Here is a 5,379-nt window from a genome sequence, read left to right as displayed (position 1 = left end):
CCGTAAAGCTTGGTTCGGATTACGTCCTTTTCAGGAGTCGTGTTTTGAAAGTCTTGAAGCTGTCAGCCCAGGGGTTGCCCCAATCCTGGATTTCGCTCGAACAGGCGGTGATTCATTACGCCGCTGAAGAGGTGCGCTGGGAAATGGGCCGACAGGTGGCGGTGTTTCACGGCGGTCACAATGCACTCACGGGACAGCAATCCATCATTACCGTGTCGAGCATCATCGGCACCAAAGGCGTACCCGGCATCAACCCGTTTGAACTCAAACCGGGCCTGACCAACAGCAAACTGTTTGCCCGCGACCGCAACCTGTGCGCCTACTGCGGCGACCAGTTCGACGAGCATGATTTGACGCGCGAGCACATCATTCCTTTTGCGCAAAAAGGCATCGACAGCTGGATGAACGTGGTCACGGCGTGCCGCCCCTGCAACCACCGCAAAAGCCATCGCACACCCGAGCAGGCGCACATGCCGCTGCTTTACACGCCCTATGTCCCCAGCCTGTGGGAAGACTTCATCTTGCGCAACCGCCGCATCCTGGCGGATCAAATGGAATTCCTGATGGCGCACGTGCCCAAGTCGTCGCGGCTGGTTGCCTGATCAGTTTTTTCGGTGAGTTTCGTTGTGTCTTAGGTTGTTTTGTAGGTCAGACTTCAGTCTGACAATCCCGGCATACACCGGACCAAGGGAGTAAAAAAGATGAAAAAAAGCCAATTTTCCTGGCGCATGACGCCTTTGTGTGTGCTGCTGGGCAGCGTATGGGCGACGAGTGCCTGGGCGGCGTCTGTCGCCGTTGCGGCCCAAGCGCCTGCGCTGGCGGCGAACGCTGCCGCGCAGCCCGCGCTTATGCACGCCAAACTCTGGCCCTCCGGCCTGGATTCCAATCCCTATCTGGTGAGCGAAAAACTCGACGGTGTGCGTGCCTTCTGGGACGGCCAGAGCCTGCGTTTTCGCAGCGGCCTGCCGATTGCCGCCCCGGACTGGTTCATTGCCGGCCTGCCCAAGACGCCGCTGGACGGCGAGTTGTGGCTGGGCCGCGGCCGCTTTGACGAACTCTCCGGCACGGTGCGCAAGAAGCTGCCGCTGGAGGCCGAATGGCGCCAGCTGCGCTACATGATTTTTGACTTGCCCGGCGCCAGCGGCTCGTTTGCAGAACGCGCCCAGCGCATCAACGCGCTGCTGGCAGAGGCTCACCAGCCCTGGCTGCAGGCCGTGACCCAAACTCGGATTTCCAATGCCATCAGCTTGCAGACCTTGCTGAAACAGACCGTGAAAACGGGCGGCGAAGGCCTGGTGCTGCACCGCGCCAACGCGCTGTGGTCCCCAGGGCGCAGTGATGCGCTGTTCAAGCTCAAACCCATGCCCGATGACGAGGCGCGCGTGCTGGCGCATTTGCCGGGAAAGGGGCGCCACGCCGGACGTCTTGGGGCCTTGCTGCTGGCCCTGCCCGATGGCCGGCAGTTTGCTTTGGGCACGGGTTTCAGTGATGCCCAACGTGCGGATCCGCCCCCGGTGGGCGCCACTGTGACTTACCGTTACCGTGACCGCACCCCCAGGGGCGTGCCCCGGTTTGCCTCGTTTCTGCGGGTGCAGCCACAATAAGGCGCATGAGCAAAGCCTTTACCAAAGAAACAGACAACGATGACGAAGGCGATGAGATTCGCCTGCCGCCCCTGCCCGCCGGCGGCAAAAACTACATCACACCCCAGGGTTTTGCCACCCTGCGCCACGAACTCAAAACGCTGATTGACGTGACCCGTCCCAAGATGGTGGAGGCGGTGCACTGGGCCGCCAGCAATGGCGACCGGTCGGAAAACGCCGACTACCACTACGGCAAGAAGCGCTTGCGTGAAATCGACCGGCGCATCCGGTTCTTGATCAAGCGCCTTGAAATTGCCGAAGTCACCGACCCGTCGCTGCACTTTGGCAACACCCAGGTGTTTTTTGGCGCCACCGTCACCTATGCGGACGGTCAGGGCGAGCTGCGCACCGTCAGGATCATGGGCATCGACGAAGCCAACAGCGCCCAGGGCGAGGTCAGCTGGGTCTCGCCCATAGCGCGCACGCTGCTCAAGGCCGAGGAGGGCGATGTGCTCAAGCTGGTCATGCCGGACCGGGTTGACGAGATCGAAGTCATCAAGGTAAGTTACCCGAGTCCCGATGGAGATGGGGTGCAGCACGACCAATCGTGAGTGGCGCTGCTTACCGTGTCGGACTGTGCCGTTACCCGGGATCAGCAAACCGTGGGGGCCTACATCGACGACACCACCATCACGGGCCAGATCAAGAGCCGCTTCTTTGAAAACAAGGAGGTGGCTGGGGCACCGGTTTCAGCGTTGAAACGCTCAACCCATCGTGTTGCTGTCCGGCTTCGCCAAGAGCACCACTAAAAAGCTAAGCGCGGAGAGCATGGCGCGCAAGGTCAACGGCGTGAGGTTAGTCAGGAGCGAGATCGTCATCCAGCCTTGAGAGCCTCAGATGGGTGCTAAATTGCCGATCTGCCTACCTCAATGACGGCGCTCGTCTGGATTGGGCCACTTGCCGTGGCCAAGGGCCAGCACCTGCGGCCCGGGCATATGATGCTGGCTGGCGAACTGAATTTTCGATTCACCAGAACCCAACTCCATGACCATGAAAACACCTGTCAACACCTTCAAAAAAGCCTTGCAGAACCAGCAGGTCCAGATCGGCCTGTGGGTGGACCTGGCCGACGGCCTGTGCGCCGAACTCGTGGCCGGCATCGGCTATGACTGGCTGCTGCTCGATGGCGAGCACGGCCCCGGTGACCTGCGTACCATGCTGGCGCAATTGCAGGGCGTCTCCAGCGCCCTGGGCTCCATCCCCGGCCTGGTCACGCACCCGATCGCGCGTGTGCCGGTGGGCGAAATCACCATCATCAAGCAGTATCTCGAGCTCGGCGTGCAGACCCTGCTCGTGCCCATGGTGGACACGGCCGCGCAGGCCGCACACCTGGTGCGTGCCATGCGCTACCCGCCCGACGGCATCCGCGGCATGGGCAGCCCCGTGGCCCGCTCTTCGCGCTGGCAGGGCTACCCCGACTACATCCATGAGGCCAATGCGCAGGTCTGTCTGCTGGTGCAGGTGGAGACGGTCGAAGCGCTGCACAACCTCGACGCCATCGCCGCCACACCGGGCGTGGACGGCGTGTTCATCGGTCCGGCCGACCTATCGGCCTCGATGGGCTTTCCCGGCAACCCGGGTCATCCCGAGGTGCAGGCCGCCATCGCGGATGGCATGGCACGCATTCTCAAATCCGGCAAGGCGCCCGGCATCATCGCCACCACGGAGGAGCAGGCACGCAAATGGCTGGCGGCCGGCGCCTTGTTCGTGGCGGTGGGCGTGGACACCATGCTGTTGTCCGATGCCGCGAGCAGCCTGCTTGCCAGGTTCAAGTCATCCACCCCCCGGTCGTCGGCTGGCGGGTACTGAACGCCCCGGTCTCCTCGTGCCAACGGCCACCGCGTCGAATGGCAGGCGCGGGGCCTGCTTGCCGCCAGCCGACGCATCTACGCCATGCCGGGCCGGATCAATAGGATGCAACAAAAACCAACAATTCACCCAGGGACGCACCATGCCACAAGCGATCTCGCAGCGGACACGCCTGTCGCATTAGTTGCCAGCCTGAATACCTGCGCATCTACTTTCTTCACGATCTCACAGCACGGGATTACCTCACCTCTCAGGCCAAAGGTTCGATCATGGCGGGCCTGAACATGGGAATCATCCCAAAGTTGCCAGTTCGACTGCCTTCAATCGAAATCCAGGCGGAGATCGTTGAACGGTTTGATGGTCTTCGCTCAGAAGCCCAACGCCTCGAATCCATCTACCAGCGCAAACTCACCGCCCTCGACGCGCTGAAGAAATCCCTGCTGGCCCAGGCTTTCAGCGTCGCTCTTTGTGTAGTTGGTTCGCATAGCATTTGCAATACAATAAATCCATGAAAACAGCCACACTCCCTCCCATCCGTGTTGCGCCCGATTTCCGGCTCGAACTCGAAGGCGTGCTTGAGCACGGCGAATCGCTGTCTCAATTTGTGGAGAATGCGGTTCGGACCACGGTAGCCAAGCGCAAGAATCAGGCAGAGTTTGTTCGCCGTGGCATTGCCGCCATCGAAGCGACCAAGCGAGACGGCGGCGGTATTCCCGCCGAGGCGGTGATTGCCAAACTTGAAGCCAAGTTGGCTGCGGCCAGGCAGGCCAAAGCACAGCGCGGCCAATGAAGTACAGAGTCGAATTCAGTGAAGCCGCAGCCGTTGACCTGGAGCAGCTGTTTGATTTCGCGCTGCAACGTGAACTCGACAGTGAAACAGGCGACCTGGATATCCCCGATAGAGCAGTGCAAGCGATCAAGGACGGCATGGCCTTTTTGACGTCCTCGCCGTTTGCCTGCCGCAAGGCCGGGAGCAGTTCTTTTATTCGTGAACTTATTATTCCGTTTGGCCGTACTGGTTATGTCGCGCTGTTCGAGATTGTGGACAGCAGCACCGTCATCATTGGTGCCATTCGCCATCAACGCGAAGACGATTACCACTGACACCATGAACGAAGCCGAAACCCGCGTCGAATACATTGACCCCGCTCGACAGCAGCAGGATGGGGCGTGGTTGAATGCTCGCACATCCGGCGCGAGCATGGCATCACGCAAGGGCGGCTACCGGCTTGACGCTGCAAGCGCCGCCGCGCCGTATGTTCACTGGCGCTGCTGAGGTAGCGATTGAACTATTTTTGAATAACGATACTCAAACGGCTGGGCAGTTGCCTCACGCTTTTTCCTCCCTGAAGCGTGCCGTAGGTTTACGGATTACACCCAGCCTTACCCGCTGGGTTTTTTTATGCCTGCTGGCTGGCTTTGCTGGTGCTGGATTTGGGCAAGTTGCCTACAGATTGCCTACAAGCAACAAAAGAAGAAAAACAGCGCTACCAATTTGATAGTGCGGTTTCTTTACTGTGTACTGGTGGGAACTGAGAGATTCGAACTCTCGACCTACGGATTAAGAGTCCGCTGCTCTACCAACTGAGCTAAGTTCCCGTCTTCACGTATCGTCGCTCGCCGTGAAGATGCTAAATTCTAGCAGCACTTGCTGGCGTTCTCGGAAGGTGGCAGGCCTTGGTGGCGCTGGCGTTTGGCGTGTCAGTGGTTCGGCATTGGGGTCGGGCAGGGCGGGGTGGCGGCATCGGTCAGGACAATGAATCAATAGTCCGCGGGTGGCATTTACACCGCCAATGTCTACTTTGGAGGTCTTGCGCTTCTTAGATTGACAATCTGCTGCTTGAGTTGCCGTGCAGCCATAGCGTAGCCGCCATTGCTCCCGTCCACAAAATGCATGTGAGCCTGTGTAGGAGTGGACAAGGCAAGT

The 5,379-nt window shown here is 60.0% G+C and carries 12 protein-coding genes and 1 tRNA gene; 10 read left to right on the top strand and 3 right to left on the bottom strand.

Translation table 11 applies throughout. The features are described from left to right. Window positions 1–44: 44 nt before the first annotated feature. From NDI87_RS16255 to NDI87_RS16235, 5 genes are all read left to right on the top strand, one after another. Complete coding sequence (locus tag NDI87_RS16255; RefSeq protein ID WP_296276550.1) at window positions 45–602, top strand: HNH endonuclease; 558 nt, start codon at window positions 45–47, stop codon at window positions 600–602. Between the two features lie 99 nt (window positions 603–701). Next, window positions 702–1,604 carry a DNA ligase gene (locus tag NDI87_RS16250; RefSeq protein ID WP_296276548.1) on the top strand — a complete coding sequence of 301 codons (903 nt, stop codon included), beginning with the start codon at window positions 702–704 and terminating at the stop codon, window positions 1,602–1,604. Between the two features lie 5 nt (window positions 1,605–1,609). Further along, window positions 1,610–2,194: a transcription elongation factor GreB gene (gene greB / locus NDI87_RS16245; protein WP_296276546.1), complete on the top strand. Its 585-nt coding sequence runs from the start codon at window positions 1,610–1,612 to the stop codon at window positions 2,192–2,194. Next, window positions 2,195–2,392, top strand: coding sequence for a hypothetical protein (locus NDI87_RS16240; protein WP_296276554.1), 198 nt, complete (start codon window positions 2,195–2,197; stop codon window positions 2,390–2,392). Beyond that, a complete protein-coding gene (locus NDI87_RS16235) occupies window positions 2,358–2,471 on the top strand; it encodes a hypothetical protein (protein ID WP_296276545.1) in 114 nt (37 codons plus the stop codon). Before NDI87_RS16240 ends, NDI87_RS16235 begins: the two co-directional genes overlap by 35 nt. 38 nt (window positions 2,472–2,509) lie before the next feature. Here the strand turns inward: NDI87_RS16235 and NDI87_RS16230 are convergent, their stop codons facing one another. Beyond that, entirely contained in the window at window positions 2,510–2,635 is a 126-nt protein-coding gene (locus NDI87_RS16230; RefSeq protein WP_296276543.1) for a hypothetical protein, read from the bottom strand. Between NDI87_RS16230 and NDI87_RS16225 the strand changes: the two genes are divergently transcribed. The 5 genes from NDI87_RS16225 (at window position 2,634) to NDI87_RS16205 (ending at window position 4,951) form a co-directional block, all read left to right on the top strand. Next, window positions 2,634–3,452, top strand: a complete 819-nt coding sequence (locus NDI87_RS16225; protein WP_296276552.1) for an HpcH/HpaI aldolase/citrate lyase family protein — start codon at window positions 2,634–2,636, stop codon at window positions 3,450–3,452. The two genes, NDI87_RS16230 and NDI87_RS16225, sit on opposite strands and share 2 nt — an antisense overlap. A 269-nt stretch (window positions 3,453–3,721) precedes the next feature. Next, window positions 3,722–3,964: a hypothetical protein gene (locus NDI87_RS16220; RefSeq protein ID WP_296276541.1), complete on the top strand. Its 243-nt coding sequence runs from the start codon at window positions 3,722–3,724 to the stop codon at window positions 3,962–3,964. Beyond that, entirely contained in the window at window positions 3,961–4,242 is a 282-nt protein-coding gene (locus NDI87_RS16215) for a YlcI/YnfO family protein (RefSeq protein WP_296276539.1), read from the top strand. The genes NDI87_RS16220 and NDI87_RS16215 overlap by 4 nt, the downstream gene beginning before the upstream one ends. Continuing rightward, complete coding sequence (locus NDI87_RS16210) at window positions 4,239–4,556, top strand: type II toxin-antitoxin system RelE/ParE family toxin (RefSeq protein WP_296276538.1); 318 nt, start codon at window positions 4,239–4,241, stop codon at window positions 4,554–4,556. The genes NDI87_RS16215 and NDI87_RS16210 overlap by 4 nt, the downstream gene beginning before the upstream one ends. A 125-nt stretch (window positions 4,557–4,681) precedes the next feature. After that, on the top strand, window positions 4,682–4,951 hold the full coding sequence (locus NDI87_RS16205) for a hypothetical protein (protein WP_296276536.1): 270 nt from the start codon (window positions 4,682–4,684) through the stop codon (window positions 4,949–4,951). Window positions 4,952–4,975: 24 nt separating this feature from the next. Here the strand turns inward: NDI87_RS16205 and NDI87_RS16200 are convergent. Both NDI87_RS16200 and NDI87_RS17535 read right to left on the bottom strand, forming a co-directional pair. Next, a tRNA-Lys gene (locus NDI87_RS16200) sits at window positions 4,976–5,051 on the bottom strand. A gap of 198 nt (window positions 5,052–5,249) precedes the next feature. Next, complete coding sequence (locus tag NDI87_RS17535) at window positions 5,250–5,372, bottom strand: DUF3095 family protein (RefSeq protein WP_366029089.1); 123 nt, start codon at window positions 5,370–5,372, stop codon at window positions 5,250–5,252. Window positions 5,373–5,379: the final 7 nt, after the last annotated feature.

Origin of the sequence: Rhodoferax sp. (assembly GCF_023701345.1) — a bacterium.
GTDB lineage: Bacteria > Pseudomonadota > Gammaproteobacteria > Burkholderiales > Burkholderiaceae_C > Rhodoferax.
This window is presented reverse-complemented; position numbering and strand designations above follow the sequence as displayed.